This window comes from Nostoc foliaceum FACHB-393 (genome assembly GCF_014698505.1).
GTDB classification, from domain to species: Bacteria; Cyanobacteriota; Cyanobacteriia; order Cyanobacteriales; family Nostocaceae; genus Nostoc; species Nostoc foliaceum_A.
The window spans coordinates 24,132-44,403 of record NZ_JACJTD010000010.1 but is presented as its reverse complement, the minus strand read 5'-3'; the positions used below and the strand labels follow the sequence as shown (position 1 = coordinate 44,403).

The 20,272-nt window shown below is 40.6% G+C and carries 17 protein-coding genes; 6 read left to right on the top strand and 11 right to left on the bottom strand.

Annotation, left to right across the window (positions count from 1 at the left end):
* Nucleotides 1-66 precede the first annotated feature (66 nt).
* Nucleotides 67-204 (bottom strand): hypothetical protein, encoded by a 138-nt coding sequence (locus tag H6G92_RS10935; RefSeq protein WP_190893822.1) that lies wholly within the window; start codon nucleotides 202-204, stop codon nucleotides 67-69.
* A 513-nt stretch (nucleotides 205-717) separates the two neighbouring features.
* Between H6G92_RS10935 and H6G92_RS10930 the strand changes: the two genes are divergently transcribed.
* Nucleotides 718-1,113 (top strand): response regulator, encoded by a 396-nt coding sequence (locus tag H6G92_RS10930; protein WP_190893702.1) that lies wholly within the window; start codon nucleotides 718-720, stop codon nucleotides 1,111-1,113.
* A 170-nt stretch (nucleotides 1,114-1,283) separates the two neighbouring features.
* Here the strand turns inward: H6G92_RS10930 and H6G92_RS10925 are convergent, their stop codons facing one another.
* Nucleotides 1,284-2,384: an ATP-dependent 6-phosphofructokinase gene (locus tag H6G92_RS10925; protein WP_190893700.1), complete on the bottom strand. Its 1,101-nt coding sequence runs from the start codon at nucleotides 2,382-2,384 to the stop codon at nucleotides 1,284-1,286.
* 540 nt (nucleotides 2,385-2,924) lie between these two features.
* On the opposite strand from H6G92_RS10925, the gene H6G92_RS10920 reads away from it, so the two are divergent.
* Both H6G92_RS10920 and H6G92_RS10915 read left to right on the top strand, forming a co-directional pair.
* A complete protein-coding gene (locus H6G92_RS10920) occupies nucleotides 2,925-3,377 on the top strand; it encodes a hypothetical protein (protein ID WP_190893698.1) in 453 nt (150 codons plus the stop codon).
* A 212-nt stretch (nucleotides 3,378-3,589) separates the two neighbouring features.
* The gene (locus H6G92_RS10915; protein ID WP_190893696.1) at nucleotides 3,590-4,210 is read left to right on the top strand and encodes a CBS domain-containing protein; all 621 of its coding nucleotides are present in this window, start codon (nucleotides 3,590-3,592) and stop codon (nucleotides 4,208-4,210) included.
* A 65-nt stretch (nucleotides 4,211-4,275) separates the two neighbouring features.
* Here H6G92_RS10915 and H6G92_RS39335 read toward each other — a convergent pair whose 3' ends face one another.
* From H6G92_RS39335 to ppsA, 6 genes are all read right to left on the bottom strand, one after another.
* On the bottom strand, nucleotides 4,276-4,380 hold the full coding sequence (locus H6G92_RS39335) for an adenine deaminase C-terminal domain-containing protein (RefSeq protein ID WP_242059091.1): 105 nt from the start codon (nucleotides 4,378-4,380) through the stop codon (nucleotides 4,276-4,278).
* Nucleotides 4,381-4,554: 174 nt separating this feature from the next.
* Nucleotides 4,555-4,746 carry a hypothetical protein gene (locus H6G92_RS10905; protein ID WP_190893694.1) on the bottom strand — a complete coding sequence of 64 codons (192 nt, stop codon included), beginning with the start codon at nucleotides 4,744-4,746 and terminating at the stop codon, nucleotides 4,555-4,557.
* 262 nt (nucleotides 4,747-5,008) lie between these two features.
* Entirely contained in the window at nucleotides 5,009-6,079 is a 1,071-nt protein-coding gene (locus tag H6G92_RS10900; RefSeq protein ID WP_190893692.1) for a Photosystem Q(B) protein 1, read from the bottom strand.
* A 295-nt stretch (nucleotides 6,080-6,374) separates the two neighbouring features.
* Nucleotides 6,375-7,916 carry a dolichyl-phosphate-mannose--protein mannosyltransferase gene (locus H6G92_RS10895; protein WP_190893690.1) on the bottom strand — a complete coding sequence of 514 codons (1,542 nt, stop codon included), beginning with the start codon at nucleotides 7,914-7,916 and terminating at the stop codon, nucleotides 6,375-6,377.
* Between the two features lie 38 nt (nucleotides 7,917-7,954).
* Nucleotides 7,955-8,548 (bottom strand): GNAT family N-acetyltransferase, encoded by a 594-nt coding sequence (locus tag H6G92_RS10890; protein ID WP_190893688.1) that lies wholly within the window; start codon nucleotides 8,546-8,548, stop codon nucleotides 7,955-7,957.
* A gap of 271 nt (nucleotides 8,549-8,819) precedes the next feature.
* Nucleotides 8,820-11,279: a phosphoenolpyruvate synthase gene (gene ppsA, locus H6G92_RS10885; protein WP_190893686.1), complete on the bottom strand. Its 2,460-nt coding sequence runs from the start codon at nucleotides 11,277-11,279 to the stop codon at nucleotides 8,820-8,822.
* Nucleotides 11,280-11,468: 189 nt separating this feature from the next.
* Between ppsA and H6G92_RS10880 the strand changes: the two genes are divergently transcribed.
* Nucleotides 11,469-11,876: a hypothetical protein gene (locus H6G92_RS10880; protein WP_190893685.1), complete on the top strand. Its 408-nt coding sequence runs from the start codon at nucleotides 11,469-11,471 to the stop codon at nucleotides 11,874-11,876.
* Between the two features lie 159 nt (nucleotides 11,877-12,035).
* On the opposite strand, the gene H6G92_RS10875 is transcribed toward H6G92_RS10880, so the two are convergent.
* The 3 genes from H6G92_RS10875 to H6G92_RS10865 form a co-directional block, all read right to left on the bottom strand.
* Complete coding sequence (locus tag H6G92_RS10875) at nucleotides 12,036-12,773, bottom strand: class I SAM-dependent DNA methyltransferase (protein WP_190893683.1); 738 nt, start codon at nucleotides 12,771-12,773, stop codon at nucleotides 12,036-12,038.
* 127 nt (nucleotides 12,774-12,900) lie between these two features.
* Complete coding sequence (locus H6G92_RS10870) at nucleotides 12,901-13,638, bottom strand: hypothetical protein (protein ID WP_190893681.1); 738 nt, start codon at nucleotides 13,636-13,638, stop codon at nucleotides 12,901-12,903.
* 363 nt (nucleotides 13,639-14,001) lie between these two features.
* Nucleotides 14,002-15,930 (bottom strand): alpha-amylase family glycosyl hydrolase, encoded by a 1,929-nt coding sequence (locus tag H6G92_RS10865; RefSeq protein ID WP_190893679.1) that lies wholly within the window; start codon nucleotides 15,928-15,930, stop codon nucleotides 14,002-14,004.
* Nucleotides 15,931-16,857: 927 nt separating this feature from the next.
* Here H6G92_RS10865 and H6G92_RS10860 point away from each other — a divergent pair.
* Both H6G92_RS10860 and H6G92_RS10855 read left to right on the top strand, forming a co-directional pair.
* Nucleotides 16,858-17,904 carry a hypothetical protein gene (locus tag H6G92_RS10860; protein ID WP_190893677.1) on the top strand — a complete coding sequence of 349 codons (1,047 nt, stop codon included), beginning with the start codon at nucleotides 16,858-16,860 and terminating at the stop codon, nucleotides 17,902-17,904.
* Between the two features lie 383 nt (nucleotides 17,905-18,287).
* The gene (locus H6G92_RS10855) at nucleotides 18,288-20,141 is read left to right on the top strand and encodes a serine/threonine-protein kinase (protein ID WP_190893674.1); all 1,854 of its coding nucleotides are present in this window, start codon (nucleotides 18,288-18,290) and stop codon (nucleotides 20,139-20,141) included.
* Nucleotides 20,142-20,272: the final 131 nt, after the last annotated feature.

Genomic DNA, 20,272 nt, shown 5'->3' with positions numbered 1-20,272 from the left:
GCCAACGCGTCTACGTAATACTCTCCTCCGGTAAAAGCAGGCTACGTAATTAATTTTATGATGCACTCAATTCATTAGACCTCTTGCACGAATATTCAACAACTTATTCACTGCGACCGCATCAATTTCGTAGCCTAATCTAATAAATAATGCTTCTAGGTCATATTCGCCTGTTTCTTCAATCTGAGGGACTAGTATTTCCAATAAAAACTAACTCTAAAAACTTTCTAATTTATATTTGCTTATACTAATTTTATAGAAAGTTTGTGAGGATTTTGTGAAGAAGTTTAATCCTTTATCACAACCAATAGATTATGTAAAATAGTGGCAATTGAAAATAGTTATCATCTTCACCAAGCTATATTGTTAATTTTGATACAATTGTAGTGCTACCCAAAAAATCTGTAATAAATATCTAACATAATGCCTAAATCAATTCATTTTCAGTGAAAAATCCTCATCTTGATTAACTTCCTGTTACTAATTAGCAAATTAGAAGTAATATTGATCTGTGAGATATTTTTTTGCATGTTAGATTGTATTTTTTAAACTTTTGCCTACTCACAGAATCTTCACAATTATTGGTTAATATCTTGTTGTCAGGGTGTTAATAAAATTTTTCTGTCATCTTACTTGAAGTCACAATCAAAATAAAGTTGGCTAATAAATACTAGGGTTTTGATTGATAAATGTGTAGCTCAAGGAGGAGTATTGAATATGACAAAGCGATTATTAGTTATAGATGATGAAGATAGTGTGCGGGAAATTATTCAAATCTCGTTAGAGTCAGTGGCTGGCTGGGATATACTAACAGCATCTTCAGGTAGAGAGGGAATAGAAATTGCAGAATCTGAGCATCCTGATGCCATTTTACTAGATGTAATGATGCCTGAGATGGATGGGCCAACTACTTTTAAGCAACTACAGGCAACTGTTGCAACTTGTGACATTCCTACTATTATGCTGACGGCTAAAGCTCAACCTGAGGAAAAACAGCAGTTGAGGGATTTAGGAGTGGCAGGAGTAATTACTAAGCCTTGTCTACCCCTAGATTTAGTTGATAACATCTGTAAGATTCTTAATTGGAATCAAGTTACCAATCTATTAAACTAAACTACATTTAGAAAATTATCAAAATGTAGACTACAGTTTTGAAGAAAGTAAAACTGGAAATTAGTCCATGTATACTCTACATCAATTATTCCATTAACTTTGAGATGGCTATTTATATGGATGTAAAACCCTTGCTAATTTCAGTGTCAGACAATTTTGAACTTGGTTTTTTACAAAGTGACATTAAATTGTGTTTTGACGATCGCTGGAGTAAGGTTGCCAATATAAGTACTGAGCGATCGCGCCGTTTGCACTAAGAAATTATTGGGATCTACAAGACATGGACTACAAGCCAAGACTGCCTCTAAAGGAACTGCTACAACTTGTCCATTTTGCCAAGCTACCATCTGTGCAGATTGCCCATCAGCTAATAAATCCACAGCAGCTTTACCAAAAGCGGTTGCTATCAAACGGTCTAAAGCTGAAGGAATACCACCTCGTTGGATGTGTCCCAAAACGGAAACCCGAATATCAATTTGATCGTTACTGCAACGGCGAATTTCATCAGCAATATATTGACCCATACCACAGGATGGCTTCTCACAGGATGGATGGCTAGATGAATCAGCTGCTATTTGAGCGCCTTCCGCCACGACTACAATTGCAAATCTGCGTCCCCAGCGATCGCGTAATTCTGCCAAATGTTCGCACACACCTTTAATTGTGTAGGGAATTTCAGGAATCAAAATCACATCTGCACCGCCTGCAATGCCAGATTGTAGTGCTAAGTGACCTGCTTTCCGTCCCATGACTTCGACAATCATCACGCGATCGTGACTAGCAGCTGTAAATGTCAAACGATTTAGGGCATCTACAATCGTGTTGACCGCAGTATCAAACCCAACTACTCTTTCTGTTTTGCATACATCATTATCAATTGTTTTTGGAATGGCAACGAACTGCCAATTTCCTTTGCTTTGTAGTTGGTTGAGAATTGCTAAACTGCCATCTCCACCAATACCAATCAAGGCATCTAGTTCTAAAGCATGATAACCAGCAACAATCTCGTCAACATGAGCTAGAGTATCCCCTTTGTTGATGCTACCCAGAATAGTGCCTCCCATATTCAACAAGGGGTCAATACCACGTAGGTCTAGACCATGTATGCTCAGAGGAATCGCCTTTCTCTCTAAAAGCCCTCTAGTCGCATAAGGAATACCCACTACCTGCCAGTCATAGGTTAGAGTGGCGTGGTTTACAACTGCCCGAATTACAGCATTGAGTCCAGGACAGTCGCCACCACTAGTAAGAATACCAAGTCGTTTTTGCATGGTCATCACACCTCAACAACAAAGGAAGGAGGCAGAGGAGAGGAGGCATAACTAATACTGTCCTCTGCCTCACTTTTAAACCCTGTTTCGGCTATATGTTGAGATTAAGCCAAAAATCTGAGGAAGTTGTGAGGCTCTAACTTAGGTATTATGCTGCTAGCAGTAATAAACTCCAACCTGCTTGTGTGACAAAAATTACTGAGAGTACGGCAATCCAAACAAATAGCGATCAAATTCGAATGATATTAGAGGCGTTGCGTTAAGCTCATCCCATCCCTTTTTAGGGGTGGGATAACACGTGCATACTGATGACGGTTAACAGTCATCAGTCAACAGTTAACGGCGGCGGGGCGGCTACCCTCCCACCCCTTGTTCGCCCAGCGTCTCGTAGAGAAGAAGTGGGCTTCTCGCCGCCTTGGTGAGAGAAAAACCACACTTAGAAGGACGTAGAGTTATCAATTTTGTTTATCTTCACAAGTTACTCAAATTCTTTGTCTAAGTTGAAAGTGAGGCAATTGCAAAAGAATTTTAGAAGCAATTATGGCAGTTTATTATCGGCAAAGAATCATTACTCTGTGGACAGTCTTTCTACTTGGAACACTGTTTCATACACAACTAAATTTAATACCGCTTTTTCACGGTTTACCTGTCGTCGAATCTCAACCAGCCACAACCATCAATGATATTTCTGGAATTATGTGGTTGATGTTAGGGTTTTTTGCACTACCAATGATAGCAATGATTGCCACCGCTTTTACTGATTCAAAGCGTTATCGAATTATTCATTTTGGCTTAACTGTCTTTTACAGCATCATGAACTTACTACATGTGATTTTAGATTTATTTGTTCAGCCACTTCTCTGGTATCAAATAGCTTTGATGGTCTTTTTATTCTTTGTAGGTTTATTATTAAACATTACTGCTTTTCAATGGATGCGGCTGCAAAATCGGGCTAATCAATCACAAGAGCAGCTAGAAACAACACTTTTTTAGCTGTTAATTAAATTTCGGATAAAAGTTGATTTGGTAATTTATCGAGTGTAGTAAATCAAACACATTCGACTCATTGAGCGTTTCAATATAAAATCTTATTCAAAATATTAATATACATGCTAAATATTTGAGGCAATCAGTTCTCAACTTGAAAATTATTAAAGTTATTAAAGCCCTATTACATCAGCTTCATTAAACATTTGGAGAGCATTATGTTGAAAGCATCTGACATTATGACTAAAGATGTTGCTACGATTCGCAGTTCAGCAACGGTGGCTGAAGCAGTCAGACTATTAAGGGCAATGGATTGGAAAGCGCTGGTTGTAGATCGTCGCTATGAACAGGATGTCTACGGCATGATTACCGAAAAGGATATTGTCTATAAAGTAATTGCTTATGGTAAAGATCCTTATAAAGTGCGTGTTTATGAAGTCATGACCAAGCCTTGTATTGTCGTCAATCCTGACCTGGGCTTAGAATACGTAGCACGATTATTTGCTGACCATAATTTGCAGAGAGCGCCTGTTATTCAGGGCAAACTATTAGGTATCATTTCTCTGGCTGACATTCTCGCTAATAGTAACTTTCTTGAGCAACCCCATACTATCCTGCTAGAACAACAGCTTCAGGACGAAATTAAAAAAGCTCGTGCCGTTTGCGATCAAAAAGGCATCCGCTCAGAAGAATGTGCTGCTGTTTGGGACGCGATCGAAGAATTACAAGCCGAGATAGCACATCAACGAGCAGAGAAAATCGTGAAAACAGCCCTTGAAGAATACTGCGATGAATATCCAGAAGCAAAGGAAATTTATGACACTTGGTGTAGTGGGTAAGCTCCTCAATAATACCTCCTTGAATGCTAATTACGGCATTGACAATTGCACAGAGTTCCTGATCACTATGCACCCACTGCCACAATGTTGTGGGAATCATGAGCAACACTAAAAGCGATCGCAACTCGTTTCAGTCCAAAATTATGAATCAGTGCTATGGCGGTTCCCATTCAGATGCGGTACAACATTGCATCACGAGGTGTAGGGGCACGGCTGCCGTGCCCCTACGGGTGTACTGGTGGTGCATTTTGGTAACGGTTGACAACGGTAATTTTGAGAATATCCCGTTTTAAGTCTGCGGTAACTTCGCCAATCCCTTTTATTTAGCGGGCTTTATTGTTTAGTCAAACATCAATATTTATCTGTTCTATCTGTCTAGCAGCTTTCTCCCAAAGCTTTGCTGAAGCCTCATCTTGCCAATGATTTCTCAGATTTTCAGCTTTTTTGTGACATATTCGCTCTAACATTTCTAAGATTGTAGATAATGTCAATTTATCAATTAATGCTTCTAAAATCTCCATATATTCTTTTTGCATGATAGTTCCCTCCTTAATTAATTCGTGTTATCAGATCAATATTTTCCCAGAGTTTCTCCGAGCTTTTCAAAATACTTGTTAATATTCCTCCTTAATCTCTCTGGCTCAGATAACACTCAAAGAGAAAATTCTCTATGTTATAAATCATCTGGAATCTGATGCTTTACATAACTTTTCAGGCAAAAAACCTACCCGTAATATTAACTAATCCCAGAATTACAGGTAGGTTATAAACAACTATAAAAATGCATAGATGCAATCCTTAACTAACTGGAACAGGTTGACTACTAGACAAAACTAAAGGAAAATGATGAACATTAGGAGCGTGCATTGCACTTATACCAAGATTGGCACGGTTTAGTATATCAGCATTGGTTCTAATTACTTCACCCTGACTATCTAAGATGGAATGATTAAAGTTCAAGCCATTAATATTAAATGCCATCGAACATACACCCATCGCTGCAAACCAAATACCTACCGTTGGCAATGCTGCTAATAATAAATGAAAAGCACGATGATTTTTGCTAGCAAAGGTAGGAATCAATAAACGTCTCAAGAAGCCATAATGTCCTGCCAAGTAATTGTAGGTAACTTTCGGCTGACCCAGCTTATATCCGGCATTAATTGATTCATTTTCATTGGTATTCCGAACTAGCGTTGAAGTCACCAAAGAACCATGCAAAGAACTCAACAGTGCGCCGCCAAATATACCTGCTACACCCAACATATGGAACGGGTGCATAAGGATATTGTGATCCCCTTGGAAAGCCAACATAAAGTGGAAAGTCCCAGCGATTCCCAAAGGCAAACCATCAGCAAAACTACCTTGACCAATGGGATAAACTAGCAAAACCGAAGTTGCGGCGATGACTGGTGCCGAATAGGCAATTGCTATCCAGGGGCGCATTCCCAAACGATAGCTCAATTCCCAAAGTCGCCCTAAGAAGCACCAAATACCAATCAGAAAATGCAGCACAATCAACTGATATGGCCCACCATTGTAGAGCCATTCATCAATTGATGCAGCTTCCCAAATCGGATAAAAGTGCAAACCAATAGCAGCGGAGGTCGGCACAACTGCGGCTGTAATTAAGTTATTACCATCCATCAGTGAACCCATGATTGGCTCACGGATACCATCCATATCTACGCTGGGAGCGGCAATAAAAGCCAAAATAAAACAGGTGGTGGCAACTAGCAAGCTGGGAATCATCAACACACCAAACCAGCCGATGTAAATTCGACTTTCTGTGCTAGTAATCCAGCTACAAAAACTATCCCATAAATCAAAAAAATCAAATTCTCTTTGAGGTTGAATAATGGTACTCATGGTCTGTACCTCCTAAGCAATTCCAAACTCCAAATTTCTCAACTACTTTTAACAGATGTCTATCTCTTTTGCTTGACCAGTTGAGCATCTTTATCTTGAAGTTAGAAAAAGAATTTGAGGAACTTGTGAGGAAATACAGTGCTTATCAAAACTTAAATTTTGTTAGGATTCAGATTGGAGAAGGGCAAATGCATCTGAAAGTACTAAACAGCTTGAGAAATTCCTGAACTCAGTTGAGGAGAATGGCACGGGCGAACCCTTAATTATGTACCGATGGCTACCAATGCTCCTTTAATCAAATCCAAGAGTTGAACCACATTCGCAGCTTATAACCATCAGGGGAAAGTGGTAAACCTAAATAAACGGGCATCCAGAAAATAAAAGCAACCAGAATGATAAAAGTAATGGTGACACCTAACGCCCGGAGTTGTTGATAATAACTGCGAAGACATTGATCTACAAACCAAGCGATCGCTAAAAATACAAATACGACTGCACACATATAGTGGTAGATAAAAACGCACCTTGTTACCTTCACCCAAGGTAATAAGTTAGCAGCGTAATTTATAACTAAATACAAGGCAATCCAAGTATCAACACTAAGAGTTGCAGGCATAGAAAAACGCTTTTCTTTCACCCAAGGAATTACGGCTTGTGACACCAGCATTCCTACTAAAAACAACATGGCAGCGACACCAAACCACCACAAAAATGGATTGCCCATTGCATGGACATCATAAATAACTTGTCCAACACCCGCAGGTAAAGGCGGCCCCATCACAGGTAACGGTTCGGTGATGCTTTCAGCCGTTTGATAATAATATGCCATTGGTCGAGTCATCAATGGCCATTTATACCAGGCAGCACAGTAAGGATGCACGTTAGGACTATTGCCACCTAACTGTAAGTGAAACTTCAAAATTTGCTGATGTACTGCAATAAATCCGTATGTTTTATCTAGCTGAAGGTGAGGAATCCAGATGATGCTGTAAATCAAAGCTGGGATAATTCCTAGATAAAACAGCATGTGAAAAATATTTAGCTGAGTTAAGTTTTGTAGTGGTGTCTGAGATGAGAAAGATAAGGAAGAATAAGTACTAACTCCTACTTCTTGCCTCCTACCTTCTGCCTCCTCCTGGCTCCTGCCTCCTGCCTCCTTCAATGAAGGGGATGTAATAAAGAGTTTCGAGTTAGAAAAAGAATGGATTGAATGAACTACCCAAGCTGCTATCCAAATGAGATAAGCACCTGACAGGAACCATAAACCATTCCACTTAGTACCAACTGACGCACCAAAACTAATGCCAGCAAAAACTAACCAAAAATAACGTTGTCGGTTTTGGTTATCTAATGCCAATAATAAAAACCAGTGACCTAACAAACCAAAGATGACGATATAAATATTACTTAAAGCATAGCGAGACTCAACTAAAAAGATGCCATCACAAGCTGTGAACAAACCTGCTAGGATTGCAAAGCTACGACGATAACTTAATTGATAAGCGATCGCAGCCACAACTAAAGGGATAAATGAGCCAGTAAGGGCATTGAACCACCGATAAGTCCAAGGCGATCGCAATGAACCTGTCAATCCATTTACCGTATCGTGCCAAAAAGGAATATGACTGCCAATCCAAATGCCGATGCCAATCATATATTGACTTAGCGGCGGATGAGCATTAAAAAATGGCGTATGCGTGAGATAATTATTACCGAATTTTGCAAAGTAAACTTCATCAAATACCAGAGTGTTGAATCGCTCCAGTCCCCAAAACCGTAAGGCAAGTGAGAGAACAAATACACTCACCATCCCAATTCGGAACCACTTTTTATTCATTAGTCAAGAGTTATTAGTCATTAGGCATTGGGCATTAGTCAAGAGTTATTGTCCCCTATTCTCTGCCGCTCTGATCCCTTGTTTTCCCTACACTTTTCAGGTGAATCTAGTTGAAACAGGAGTAGTTCAATACCGTAATACTTGTTTGTTCGCCCTATTGGTTTCATACCCAGTCTTTGAGTTACACGGATTGAAGCATGATTTTCTGGCTTCACTACGGCATAAATCAGTGGCAAGTTCAAAACACTAAAGCCGTAGTTGAGCATAACTTGTCCTGCTTCTGTTGCATACCCTTTACCCCAAGAAGCTCGCCTTAAGTGCCAGCCTACCTCATAATCTTGAGTGGGTAAACCATCTTTGTCGGGCAATTGTTTGAGAAGGATAGTTCCCACAATTGTTGTAGTTTCCTTTTCGACAATTGCCCAAGACCCAGTACCATTGTTGCGTCGGTGCGAACGCTCGATATTGTCAATCAAACGCTGACGCTGTGACTCAACACTTATAACCAGAGAAGCTTTACCAAGAAAGTGCGTAACTTTGGGGTCACTGTAAATTACAAAGGCTTGCTCGGCATCGCGTTCGGGTATCCAACTGCGAATAATCAAGCGTTCTGTTTCCAACAGATTTGTCATCTTGCTTTTGGCTAAACTAAATCGCCATTCTGCAAAATACTAAGATACTTATGGTTGAGGAGTCAAAAGTTTTGTAGACAATAACACAAAGAAAATATGGCGATCGCTATGCAATGGGCAGTTATCCAGAAGTTCAACTACCGTTGGTTATGCGATGTCTGCGGCGGTAAACTACGCCAATTCTGAATCTTTCCGCAGTTCCTCAACCTCCCGCTTTGGATATTTTTCGTCGTAACGGTCTCTAACTGGCATAAATTACTCGAATTACCAATTACAAATTAGTACCCTCGACTTTTGCAACTTCTAGCATCGTCTTTAAAACCGAATCTGGATTGAGACTAATCGAGTCAATTCCTTGTTCAACCAAAAACTGAGCAAATTCTGGGTAATCACTGGGTGCTTGTCCACAAATGCCGATTTTGCGATCGCATTTTTTCGCCGCTTCTATCGCCATTTTTACCATTCGCTTTACACCTTGACTGCGTTCATCAAATAACTGTGCCACTAATGCCGAATCCCTGTCTAACCCCAGTGTCAACTGAGTTAGGTCATTAGAACCAATGGAGAAGCCATCAAATACCTCAGCAAACTCCTCAGCCATAATCACATTATTAGGCAACTCGCACATTACATAAACCTGCAAGTCGTTAACACCTTGCTTTAAACCATTTTTTGCCATCTCTGCTAAAACCAAACGCCCCTCATCGGGAGTACGGCAAAAGGGAATCATCGGGATAACATTCGTCAAGCCCATTTCTTCCCGTACCCGCTTGATAGCATGACATTCTAGGGCAAAAGCTTCTCTGTAGCCTTCATCATAGTAACGTGCCGCCCCCCGCCAACCCAGCATTGGGTTTTCTTCATGGGGTTCAAACTGTCGCCCACCTAACAAGTTGGCATATTCATTACTTTTAAAATCTGATGTTCGGACAATCACTGGTTTGGGATAAAATGCTGCTGCAATTCTACCTATGCCTTGGGCTAATTTATCTACAAAATACTGGGGTTTATCGTCGTAAAGTGCGGTAATGTCAGCAATTTTAGCTTTGACAAATTCATCTTTTAATAAGTCATAGTGAATCAGCGCCATTGGATGAATTTGAATTTGGTTAGCGATGATAAATTCTGTCCGCGCTAAACCTACTCCATCATTGGGAATTGCAGATAAACTCAATGCCTCTTGAGGATTACCCACATTCATTAAAATTTGAGTGCGGGTGCGGGGTAAATTATCTAAAGGGACTTCTTTCACTTCAAAAGGTAATAAACCTGCATAAACTTTTCCTTCTTCGCCTTCAGCGCAAGAAATCGTCACCTCTTGACCAGGTTTCAGGATTTCTGTAGCATTGCCGCATCCGACGATCGCAGGTACACCCAATTCTCGCGCAATAATTGCTGCGTGACACGTGCGACCTCCAGAGTTGGTAACAATTGCACTGGCGCGTTTCATAATCGGTTCCCAATCGGGGTCAGTTCTCTCTGTCACCAAAACTTCCCCGACTTGGAACTGTTCGAGTTTTTGAACATCTAAAATTAGGCGGGCTTTCCCTTGACTAATCGCTTCCCCAATCGCACGTCCCGTAATAAGTGGGAGTGGAGAGTGGGAAGATTTTTCCTTATTCCCCAATAGCAACCGATAACTCCGCAACACATTTCCCGTCTTCTGCGACTGGACGGTTTCGGGACGCGCTTGCACAATAAAAAGTTGGTTAGTAATTCCATCTTTTGCCCACTCAATATCCATTGGAGTGAAAATACCGTGGACTTGAGAATAATGGTCTTCAATTAAACATGCCCAATTTGCTAGTTGTAAAATCTCTTCATCATTCAGGGCAAATTTACTTCTTTCACTGGATGAAACAGAAACATTTTTCGTAAATTTGGAGCCGTCATCATAAATCATTTTCAGTTCTTTACTACCCAATTTTTTATCGATAATTGGGCGAAAGCCTGCTTTTAAAGTTGGTTTAAAAACATAATATTCATCGGGATTTACAGACCCCTGAACAACATTTTCTCCTAAACCGTAGGCGGCTGTAATCAGTGCAGCATCCTTAAATCCGGTTTCTGTGTCAATAGAGAACATCACCCCAGAGGTTGCTAAGTCAGAACGCACCATTTTTTGCACGCCCACAGCCAGAGCAATGCTAAAGTGATCAAATCCCTTGGCGTGACGATAAGAAATAGCGCGATCGGTAAATATGGAAGCAAAGCATTTATGACAAGCTGCTAAAACTCCTTCAGCGCCGACAACGTTGAGGTAAGTTTCTTGCTGTCCAGCAAAACTAGCATCGGGGAGGTCTTCAGCGGTGGCGCTGGAACGGACTGCAACATCTGTCTCTGCGTTATATCGTTCACACAAGCTCTGGTAAGCTTTAGCGATCGCCTCCCGCAATTCTAAAGGAAATGGGGTGTGGATTAATAGCGATCGCGCTTTTTTTCCCCGTTCTCGTAAATTTTTGACATCCTCAACATCCAAGTCAGCAAAGAGTTTGCGTAGCTTTGCTTCTAAGCCGGCTGATTGAATGAAATAACGATAAGCATAAGCAGTGGTGGCAAATCCTGTGGGAACGTTAATCCCTTTGGGCGTTAGCTGTTGAATCATTTCCCCCAGTGAGGCATTTTTACCACCAACTACGGGGATATCAGCAATACCAACTTCATCAAACCACAAGATGAGCGATCGCTCTTGAGAAGATTGAGATAATGTGCTTTTAGATACTGTAGTCATAAGTATTACCTTTTAACTTTATACTCAGTTTGACAGTGGGTAACCGCTAGTATATTTTTCCCATATTCAATTTTAGATATTACAGTTAGTGGCCTGATTTTGGATTGTGCAATTAAATACAAATCTATAGTCCATAAATAACAATTATTCGGGATAATGGCTGTATCGTAATACAGGATGCAATGCACAATGGCGCAACTAGAACGACTTCTGAAAATGGCAGAAGATGAGCTAACTGAGTACAGCACTGATGCCCGCAAAATTGAAAAACTACGGCGCAAAATAGGTTTATCAGTATCGGCAGCCGAACAGCGGCAAGTAAAAGAGGCATTACTTGCCACTAAGCAATCTTCTAATATGATTGCTCAAATTGTGGAAGAACAAAGACAAACAGCTGCCTTACCATTTTGGGGAATTGCTGGATTGGGTTTGTTATTCGGAATTTCTTTAAACCAACCCATAGGTTTGTTAGCAGCTATAGTTGGAACTGTATTAGCTTTTAGAATTCAGAAATGGGGTTGGCAATTGCAGGCAAGTCGTCTATTGTTACAAACATTGGAAGATATTGAAGCGCGTATTGCCCAACCGAATAAGTAACAAAACAGATCCACTTTATAGAGAAAATATCTCTATGTATTTGTATTTTAATATACAAGGTAATCGACTAGTCACTTGATTGACACCTCATAAGTACTTAACAATTCCTTTGGGATCACCATAGCAAAAAAAATTAGAGATTGGATTTGATTCAAGTATTTATTCACATAATTTGCGTGCAATGAATGCTACATGACCTTTTGGCAGAAGGTATTGCCCGTAACTATAAGCCGTTTCAACTCTAAAGCCTACGCGCTGGAGTTCACTTTCAACAGTTGTCACTTGGTATACTCGCAGACAGTGTACTTCGTCAGATCGTCTGTAGTGTTCCCCTACCTTGCGGAAACTGGTAATTCGACGAGTCAAAGTTGTTTGCTCTTGATCCTCTTCCTTTTCAACTAATACTACCCAGCCTTCTCCTTCGGTGAAGCCCTTAGTTGTGGTTCCCTGCGCGACTTGTCCTGTTGTTGCAATGTCGAATATGAATATACCCCCAGGAGTTAAGACATTATATATGCGCTGGAAAAGCTGAACAAGAATTTGGTGATCGTTGTTTGGATCAAACAAGTAGCTGAAGCATTCACCAATTGATGTGACAGCATTGCACGGTGGAATATCTGTGTTGAATAGTGAATCGATCCGAAATTCGGCATCTGACACTCTTGTTCGTGCAATATTAATCATCGACTCAGAAATATCAACTCCGAGAACATGATAATGAGCCTTGGTGAGTTCTTGCGCCCATAATCCGCTACCGCAACCCAAGTCAACCACTAATCCATCATATATTTTGTTTTGAGCCAAAATTTCTAGGATACCAGGAGCAGATTTGAGAGCGAAGTCACGGAAACCGTCGTCATGAATAAATGCAAGGTCTTCTTTGTACCATTCATTCATATTGCTTAGAGGCTATTTATAAATTTTTTCGGGCTAAATTTTTATTACGATTTTTTAGCTGTGACACTATTTTAGCCTTGCCATACCACTAGGGTAATTTTATTTTTACTTTATAAATAACCTCTTATTATCTCTTCACAGAAATTGTGTAACTAGGTAGATGTGAGGCATCTGTTTGAGTTTTTACAAGTCGCCAGTCATGATCTATATATAAATGCTCAAACACTTGAGAAGTTGTTAAGGATGCTTTTTTTAAATCATTTGTATGATTTATCTCTATATTTTCTAATTCGAGAGCTTTAGGTAAAGCCAATTTTAACGTATTCAGTTTGACTTTCGTGTTAACTACATTAGTAAACCAGTTGTAGACTGATTCTAAAGTTAGAGGAACTTCTCTATTTTTAAAAGCCTGAAATCTATCAATGTTTTTAAGATGCCATTTACCATTTTGAACTCCATATTTTTGGAGCACCATGAAATCATAAGCTGGTAATCTTGATTGAAAATCATGGCATAAAGACGGCTCTTTCCCCAGTATATAGCGAGCTATACTTGCACAGTAACCATCATGCTGGAAAATTTGGAAGGACTGTTCTTGTATTCTTTTGGGTAAACTTTCATGAAATGATATGGTAGACCAGATTGGTGTCCAAACACCCACTAAAAGCCGTAGTTGCTCTGTAACGCTGAAAACAGGATTCTGTTGACTCAACTTGATAAAATAGGGAAGTAATTCAGTTTTATAAAAATTTATTTCATCATTTAAAGGTTCTGGAGTTCTATCTTGAACTCGTGCCAAAATTTCATTTTTAAATTCTACTTTTTTTGGGGCGCTTAATTGATTTTTGAGTAAGAGGTCATACATTACCATTTACCTTTTTCTAACTTTTTTAGATGACCTGGTAAGTATTAAAATCTGGTGAGTTTAGTGCTTATAAAGGTATCATTCATTGTTTTATCCTGTAAAAGTTAGAGTCCTTTTGCTCATACTTTTGACAGTTTGAAGGTGTTTATCTGCTTGATATTATCTGTTGTTGCTCACAAAATGATGTGATCCAGATCACTATAAACTAAAATATATTGAAGAAGCATTTAGAAATTAGAGTATTGCATCCATAAAGATAAAGTGGCTGACCACTGAGTATAAGAAGCGCTATCAATTCCCAAACAATGAAATGCGAAGGATGAAAATTTTGCTCCTTCACACTTCATTTTTTATCTGAAATTTCTACGATTCTCTTCCCGATGCCCAAGTATCACGCCATTTGACAGTACCTTCTTTGGCAATTACCCAGCGGCGATTTACCAAGTTTTCGCGCAGAGGCGATCGCCCTTCGCGCCACATGGCATATTTATAAGCAATCAGCTTACCAGTACTCTCATCAAAAGGAATCTCGGCAGACCAGGTATTCGAGTTGATGTACTCTAAAGGATATGCTTTGCTGATATCCCAGTTACCCAACTCTGGGCAATCTCCTGTTACCACAATAGTTTCGCCGGGTTGGGTATCCACGCCATTGAGTTGCACGCGCACAATTGTCTGTGCTTTGATCCGTTCCCCAACGTGGCTGAAAACAAGCACTCCCCGTTCTTCTAGTACTAGGTCATAAATCTTGCCATCTTTGACTTCATACTTATTGCGAGTCACTACGCAAGTATGTTCTCCATCGGGCAATTCTGTTTCTACTTCTGGGAGAGTAACTTCTGCTCCCCGGTTTAAAGCTACAAAACACACAGAGTCACGATAGCGGCGTACATAACAGTAAATATCTGGTGTTAGGTATTTTTGCCAGTGGCTACCCATTGACACAGCTGGATTTAGTCGCCGTAAGCCAGACAGTAGCCGGATGCAACGATAAATCTCACTTTCAGTATCCCAATTTTCCATCATCGGGCGATTATACGGGTCGTTACCGCCATCGGTATCGTCATGCAGATATTGTTCTGTACCGTAATAGATGCAGGGAATGCCGCGACAGGTCATAATTAAGGCGATCGCAACCTTCAACATCGCTGGATCGGGGTTCAGCGATTGGAAGCGAGACATATCATGATTATCAATGAAGGTAACTAACTCTGTTGCCCCGTTGTAGCGATAATCTTGGTCAAAAATGTATTGAATTGTGTGGAATCCATTTTCTGAACCTTGCGCTAGTGCGGCTCTAATTGCCACGCACAACCCAAAGTCTAGCAGTGTCATGCCTGAGTGGTTAACAAATTCCACCGAGCGATCGTCACTAGGATTACTGTAGATCCATTCACCAAAAATAAATACATCTGGTTTGTGATTGGTCATCTCGCCAGTGAATTCTTGCCAAAACCAGATAGGCATGTGCTTGACAGTATCTACCCGTAGTGCGTCCACACCCCGGTCTAGCCATTGTTTAATTGCTGATTTGATATACTGACGATATTCAGTATTGTTTTCATTAAAGGTTGCTAGACCAGCTAACTCACAGTTCTGTACTTGCCAGTCGTCTTCCCAGTTTTGCACTTCGCCATAGTGGTGATACCAATGATTGACATCATCATTAAAATCAGCAATTTTGACTCCATCATCATACAATTCGCCTTTGCTACCGCTGGTGTCAGGGCTGCTATGGTTGCAGACAATATCCAGCACCAGCTTCATATTCCGCTTGTGCAGTTCTGTAATTAACCGATCAAAAGTCGTATTTTTTTCTTCTTGGGTAGCGTTTAATGAAGGGTTCTCTCCATCAGCAATATAGCGAGGGTTAATCCGCTTAAAGTCTTTTGTCCAATAGCCATGTAGCGCTGCATTACCAACAAATAACTCTTCAACCTGCTCAAACAGTGGAGTTAGCCAAATAGCTGTCACTCCCATGTTTTTGAGATAGTCCAGTTTATCGATGACACCTTGCAAGTCGCCACCCCAGTACTTACCCCAATCTTGTCTAGTTGGATCGTGCAGTTCTGAGTTTGCACCTTCACTATTATGTGGATCGCCATCATGAAAGCGATCAACAACAAGAAAATAAATGGTTTCCTGACGAAATTCAATATCTCTGGTGTAAAGAAACTCTAAGTCAATCTCCGTATCTGATGGTGGTGTTTCTATTAGAGCTTCTACTTTTTCTTGTGCAGAATCAACTTTGTATTGATCTGGTGAAAACTGGGATGGAGGGGTTTTTATCATAAAAAAAACTCAAAATTTTATGTAATTCACACTTGTAGAACCAACAGTACAACGTTTCGAGTATTGTGTGTCACTACAGATAACGTCGGTATTGTGACATCCTGCCCACGGTGTAGGTATCTATCGCTAGCTAGTTTATAATTATGCCGATAGATATAATTCATTTGTTAGAGGATAAAAATAAAAAAATATAGTAGCAATTAACGGTAAGTAGCTGGGTGTAAATAAATTAAAGTATGGAGTAAGGAATTTAGTGCTGATAATTCTTGTTTTAAGCGATTAATCGCTGACTACGAACTAGGATTTTATTTTATGTTTAATTATGTCTACTTGTATTAATTGCCTCGTCACAAAAATTTACATTACATAGTAAATGTGATCTACGGCAAATACTGAGTTTATCTCGTATTTAAGCGTATATTCGATAACATATTTTATAAAACCTTAACTCCTTCTGTGTGAAACTAGAATTTGCACTGTAAAGTCAATAGCTAGTTAATAACCCAATGGGATGGAAACTCGATCAAATTTGTTGGGTTAATTACTACCATCTGAAAGACTCGAATAGGGGTCATTTGAATTACTATAAAAACCTGGACAACATTGAAATGAAATATCAGGCATCCTGGGAAGACCAAGGACACGAAAGTTACTGGTTAGATTCAAGTTTTTACAAAAATATCGCCATCGCTTCGGAGTATGTATCAAATCATGATACGTAAAGTCAGCAGTTTGTAAAGTCGGATTACAGCAAGACTGAATTAGCGCTGGAGATTAGCTGTCAACAAGGTTTGGTTACACCTGAGAAATACTGAGTAAACCACGTATTAGCCAACTTTTTCTCTAGAAGATTCGCTCCATTGGTAAACTGACCATTGTCACTTTCAATCTGTTATTACTATAAAGCAATTAATTGAGGTAGCATTTATGACCAAGTATGACAAGGTTTTTAACTCACCAAAGACATCAGAGGAATCGTTAAGTCCAGAGGAAGCGGTGGCGGCGATCGCAACTGTCACTGCGATCGCTGATTCATCCATTGAAGATGTTGATGCAGAAAGTTTAGCGGGTATCCTTTGGGAATTCGAGGTTTTCGAGGAATACTCAGAAGATGAAATCGCCGAAATAGTTGATAGACTCATAGGCATTGTAGAAGAAGAGGGAATTGGGCCCCTATTTAATGTCGCCAAAGTATCTCTCTCAGATGAATTAGTGCTGGATGGTTTTGCCGCTGGGGTGATAGTGCTTTTAGACGATGAACTCGCCATCCCCAAATCAAAACAAGCCTACCTCAAAAAGCTACAAGCAGCCTTAGAACTGGAGGATGAAGAGGCAGAGGAAATCATTAAGGAGGTAATTGCAGCCTTTAAAGAAGCAGAAGAAGAATATACAGACGACGAAGATGAGACAGTAGTCATAGAAGATTTTAGTCAACAGACCTATGAATCCCCTTTAGGTAATTTTACCGTGCCGATTCCGGTTGATCCGCAGCAGGGCGGTAGAATTCAAAGCCAGGAAGGAGTAGTTGGCTTTTCCGATGATATCGGTACTTTGCTAAGAATCGATTATTATCCTTTCCCTCTAGAACAGTTAGAGGAACTTGAGTCTGTTGGACAAGAAGAATATTTACAAACAATCTTAGTAGACAAGTATGTACCCCAAGCGATTTTTGTCAATGTACCAGATGCTTCTGTGGAGTATACCGAATATCTGGAAGATACTTTGCGAGGCGCTTACTACGTGTTAATCGATATGCCCAAAGGTTCAACGATTTCTAAGCAAGAAAATAATGGAACTGCTATCAGATTAGACGCTTACCGGGGGCTGCTCACCTTTATCAGTGGTGAATTTTTGTATATAGTTAGTAGTCAGCACAGCTTTATCAACGGCGAAACTCCCGATTCCCTTGAAGAAGAAGCCGAAGACATCAAGGAGAGTATTTTAGAGTTTGTTGAGACTATAGAGTTTACTTAGTACAGTCACCGCAAAAAGTGTCAGAAATAGAGTTTTGATTAAGTAGTCATCAGTTAACAGTTAATAGTTAACGGCGGCGGGGCGGCTATCCCGAACACCCCTTGTTCGCACAGCGTCTCGTCAAGAAGAAGTGGGCTTCCCGCCGCCTTGGTGAGGTTTAATTAAGTAATCTCTCCATCCAAAAAAGCGATGTCTACGACGGGCTACGCCTACGCTAAAGGTATTTACGCCATCACTTTACCCATAAACTATTGGGAACGGATGGCGTTTTCAATTTAGTGTGCATAACTCATGAACTTATCTTGATGTACATTTGGAAAGGGCGATGTCTGACGACAAGCCCAGAGGCTGAATGTCTCCGGTGTCTACGCTTGTAATTTTTCATGACAATAACCCTGCTAAACAATCGCTATCAAGTTATCCAGGTAATCGGTGCTGGTGGGTTTGGCGAAACCTTTCTGGCGGAAGATGTCCATATGCCTTCTCGCCGTCGCTGTGTAATCAAGCAGCTAAAACCGATAACCAATAATGACCCGCAAAATTACCAGCTTATCCAACAACGGTTTGAACGGGAAGCCGCAACCTTGGAGTATTTGGGTGAAAGTAGTAACCAAATCCCTAAACTCTACGCCTACTTTTCTGAGAATGGGCAATTTTACCTCGTCCAAGAATGGATTCACGGCCAAACCCTGACCAAAATTGTTGAATCCAAAGGATTCGAGAGTGAAACTGCTGTTCGGCAAATTCTCTTGAGTCTGCTTTCAGTTTTAGATTATGTCCATAGCAAAGGCATTATTCACCGGGATATCAAGCCTGAGAACATTATTCTCCGTTCTGTTGATGGCAAACCAGTTTTGATTGATTTTGGCGCAGTCAAAGAAACAATCCGTTCAGTGGTTAATTCTCCAGGATACCCCACGCGATCGCTCGTCATTGGTACGCCGGGGTATATGCCAAGTGAACAAGCCGTTGGCCGCCCAGTTTACGGCACTGATATCTACAGCTTAGGTTTAACGGCGATTTATCTGCTGACTGGCAAACACCCGCAAGAACTACTAACCGATCTCAAAACTGGGGAAATACTTTGGCAGCAGCACGCCCCTAATGTCTCTTCTCAATTTGCAGCGGTACTCAATCAAGCAATTAAGCCTCATGCTGGCGATCGCTACAGCACTGCCAGTAAAATGCTACATGCCTTGCAATCTACTAATAATATACCTCCTGAGTTAGGTGCAAATAATTCCACAGTCAGTTTTTCTGCCACTGCTACATCAACTCGACAAACCCAGCCATTATATTCCCCGCAAAAGAATTCTACGTTAGCGAAGCTCACCGTTGGCGTAGCCTCTCGTAGAGAAGGTATCGCATCCCCTGGAAACTGGCAAAAACCTGCTGTGATTGTTGGTAGTTTGCTGATAGGCGGCTTGCTTGGTGCAGTAGCAATTTCTGGCATCACTCGTCAAGAACAACCAGAAACAAACATTGCTACAAGTCCCACGCCATCGCCAGAATTTTCTCCGACTCCCACATCTACCAAACCGCCCATTTCTTCCCAGACTTCTCCAGTTCCAGTTATACCGACCTCACGACGACGACAGCCAGTAATTCCCGATCCTCTGCCAACCTTTAATCCCCCAGTATCCATACCACAGCCAGAAAAAGAGCCTGTAATTTCAGATACTCCAGCACCAGTAGCAGTATCCACACCACAGCCAGAACCAGAAAATATTGCATCTCCTGCATCTCCTACACCAGAAGCGCCTTCAGCACCACAAAACAACGATCAGCCCCCTAGTAGCCAAAACGTTCCCGCTTTTCCTACAGGTACACCAAGAAGCGCCGTAGAAGCTACCCTCGGCAAACCAAATCGAGATTTAAGAGGTGCATGGGGCAATACCCGTGCTGTCGTTTACAAACTAGTGCCAAACAAAATTGACCTTGGTTACTTATTTGATCGTAATTCTAAAGTGCTGCGTCAAACTGAAGTATCTTTTGCCCAATCGGTAGACCCACAGTTAATGGAGGCTACCTTGAATGGATTGTTAGATGGACAAGCCACTGAAGAAATTAAGCAGGGACTCAAACAGGTACAACAGCGCCAATCTGATAATTTTAGTTTTAAGAATGGCTCAGTTAAGGGTCAGATTATCCGCCAAGAATGTAATTTTATTTACATTAGCATTTGGGATGCAAACTTACATGATTTTGTGAGTCCATCTACAGGTAAAAGGTGTTAATTTCCTGTTAAACATTGGTCTCAAAAGTGAGATTTTTTGTATCCTATAAGACAAATTGAGGATTCAATATAGTCATTAAAAAACTGACTTTATTGGGCTACAATCAAGACAATTTCGGTCTTAACAAGCAC